The following is a 2,531-nucleotide window of genomic DNA, read 5'->3' as shown; positions in this document are numbered from 1 at the left end:
GGCTGGGAAAAATACGGCGACTTTGTCGGGCGCAACAAATGGTTTACGTGGGTTATAGTCGGCGTTATAGGCGCGTTAGCTCTTACCGCCGCTATTTCCATAACGGTAGCCGTTAAGAGGAAATAACGTCATGCTTAAGATATTCAAGCTCATAGTGTCGTGTGCGCTCATTGCCGGCATTATATACGGCGGCGTTTTCTTGTACCGCAAGTTTACAATTTTTAAGAGTTGTAACGCAGAACTTGTCGCAACCGCTCAAAGCAACATTCTTAACACAGGTACGGGAAATCCGTATGAGAACCCAAACGACCCGAATACAAATACACAAAACGGCACAATATTTTCCACGGGCATGATGACCGGTTATTATTTGGATTTGGATATAAGCGGCTTGTCTATGGAAATAGATGACTATGCTTACGCTCGACTTATAGACAACGACCTTGTGGAATGGCTAAACCCAACAACTTACACATTTACGGCTATTATAACATTTCCTAATGTTAAGTACAACGACTTGCCCGTATGTATTTCTGCACCGATTAGCGTTAAAATTCCCAATCGTTGGAGCTGCGTTTTTCGTTGGCAAGATATAATACTTAAGCTAAACAACGGATTTTCGGAAAATAGCGGTAATTCCATAAGATTACCCGCGGCATATTATAACTTTCTTAAATACGAAGAAGAAACAAACGGTAACAGCGTTTGCGGTAAAGTTCAGTTCGTTTTCACTTTTAACGGGAATCAAGCAATATCTTCTATCGGTACACAGTCTTGTACTTACAGGCTTTATACCAAAGATATCCCGTTAGACAGCGACGACCCGACAAGTCCGAATTTCGACCTCGGCGCATTTGGCGGGCTTATGGCTCAAATAAAAGAGGGTTGCGGTTCTATGACTCTCGGCGATTGGATTATGACTTTTGCGTTCCTTCTCGTAGCTTCGGGGCTTATTTCTCTTATTACCGCCATTGTTAAAGGTGTTTTCGGCAAAGGGTAAGTAACCGTGATACGAATTATATGCGGTATACCTCGAGCTGGCAAAACCGCGCTTATGACTTTGTTTGCGTTACAGCATATGAAAGGACGGGAGGCACACCAAGACTTAATAAAGTGCAAAAAATTGCTTGCGCCGCTCAATGCCGGCGGATTTAATTACGTTCCGCCCGAAGACCACCTTGTGTTTGCGGACTACACGATTACCGCAGGCGCAAAAGGCAAAATAACGAATTACGAGGTCAACGGTTTCAATCTCGGACTTTTTAATGAAAATCACCCTACTATGTTTCTGCCGCCCAATGCTCAAATCAATCTCGACGAGGCACAAAAGTATTTTAACAGCCGCAACAAAAAAGGCATAGCGGATTTTGTCTCCCGTTTCTACGAGCTTCACGGGCACTACCGACTGAATATAACGTGCACGGTGCAACGCCCCAAACTCATTGACTTAAACGTTCGCGAGCTTGCCGCCGAAGTTCTTTACGTGGAGAAACTCGAGCATGAGCAAAGCGGAAAACGCATATTGCGGTCGCATTGGACCTGCTCGAGCTTCGACAATACCCAGTCGGCAATAGACTACATAGAGAGCGGACAGCACAAAGAGAAACGCGGCGATAAGCTCGAGATTGAATATGCCGGCAATATCTTTCGGCATTACGACAGTTTTGCCTTTTTTCCCGCGTTTCTTAAAGGTAATTACGACGGCAAGTATAATCTTCGGCACGCCGTGCTCACCGGTTACACGCGCGACGAAATAATGGACTTTAACGACGAGCACGAATATACCGTACCCGATACGTATTACGAAAAAAAGTGAGGTGAAAAAGCATGGACGAAAACGAAAGCGAAGAAAAGTTGCAAAGTCTTAAGCCCGACGAGCTTGTGAAAGCCGTAGAGCCGCACGCCAGGCATTTAGAAAAGCACGGCGAAATGCGGGACAACGACACTATAAACGACAAACAGCTTAAAGCCGCGCAGTCGCCCGTAGCCTCCGCGGCGAACGCAATAGTAAAGCTCAAGCTCGCCCGTGACTATTACCGTGCGAAATGGCGGTATAAGGACGGCTACAAGGCGGATAAATGGGCACACAAAGACAAAGTGCGTAAAATGCGTAAAGAGCGCAGAGAAGCCGTACAAGCCGCCAAACAGGCAAATACCGAAGCCCGCTTAGCGGCAAGAGAAAGGAAAGCCGAGGCACGCAAACAGCGTAAAGAAGACCGCCGAGCCGAACGCGCCGCCGCTAAAGAGCTTAAGCGCAACGGCAAGACTGAAAGCACATCGCTTAGCCAAAAAAATGAGCGCAGCGAATAACGAGGGGTAGCCACCCCGAGCAAACCCGAAACGCTCTTAAGTTCACGCTCTGCCGCTTGTTTCGTAAAGTTTCGAAACGCCGCACGGTGGGGAATTTACGTACGGCTAAAGGTATTCGCGAGCGGAAACGCCGCGAATACCTTTAGCCGGCAGTATTTCACGCATAGTATTAGTGCGTTATGTTTTCGAAATTCGCGCCGCGCCAACCGTATATGCATTGG

General features: G+C 47.0%; 3 protein-coding genes. All 3 read left to right on the top strand.

Annotated features, from left to right (window positions below):
* Positions 1 to 130 precede the first annotated feature (130 nt).
* From NFR55_RS10350 to NFR55_RS10340, 3 genes are read left to right on the top strand one after another with little or no spacing between them, the layout of a single operon-like run.
* The gene (locus NFR55_RS10350; RefSeq protein ID WP_251548813.1) at positions 131 to 1,000 is read left to right on the top strand and encodes a hypothetical protein; all 870 of its coding nucleotides are present in this window, start codon (positions 131 to 133) and stop codon (positions 998 to 1,000) included.
* Positions 1,001 to 1,054: 54 nt separating this feature from the next.
* Positions 1,055 to 1,816: a zonular occludens toxin domain-containing protein gene (locus NFR55_RS10345; RefSeq protein ID WP_251548811.1), complete on the top strand. Its 762-nt coding sequence runs from the start codon at positions 1,055 to 1,057 to the stop codon at positions 1,814 to 1,816.
* 11 nt (positions 1,817 to 1,827) lie between these two features.
* Positions 1,828 to 2,310: a hypothetical protein gene (locus NFR55_RS10340; RefSeq protein WP_251548809.1), complete on the top strand. Its 483-nt coding sequence runs from the start codon at positions 1,828 to 1,830 to the stop codon at positions 2,308 to 2,310.
* Positions 2,311 to 2,531 lie beyond the last annotated feature (221 nt).

The sequence above is a fragment of the Pumilibacter intestinalis genome, from assembly GCF_943193005.1.
GTDB classification, from domain to species: domain Bacteria; phylum Bacillota; class Clostridia; order Christensenellales; family Pumilibacteraceae; genus Pumilibacter; species Pumilibacter intestinalis.
Note: the sequence above shows the minus strand (reverse complement) of the source record. Positions and strands in the feature narration are given on the sequence as shown.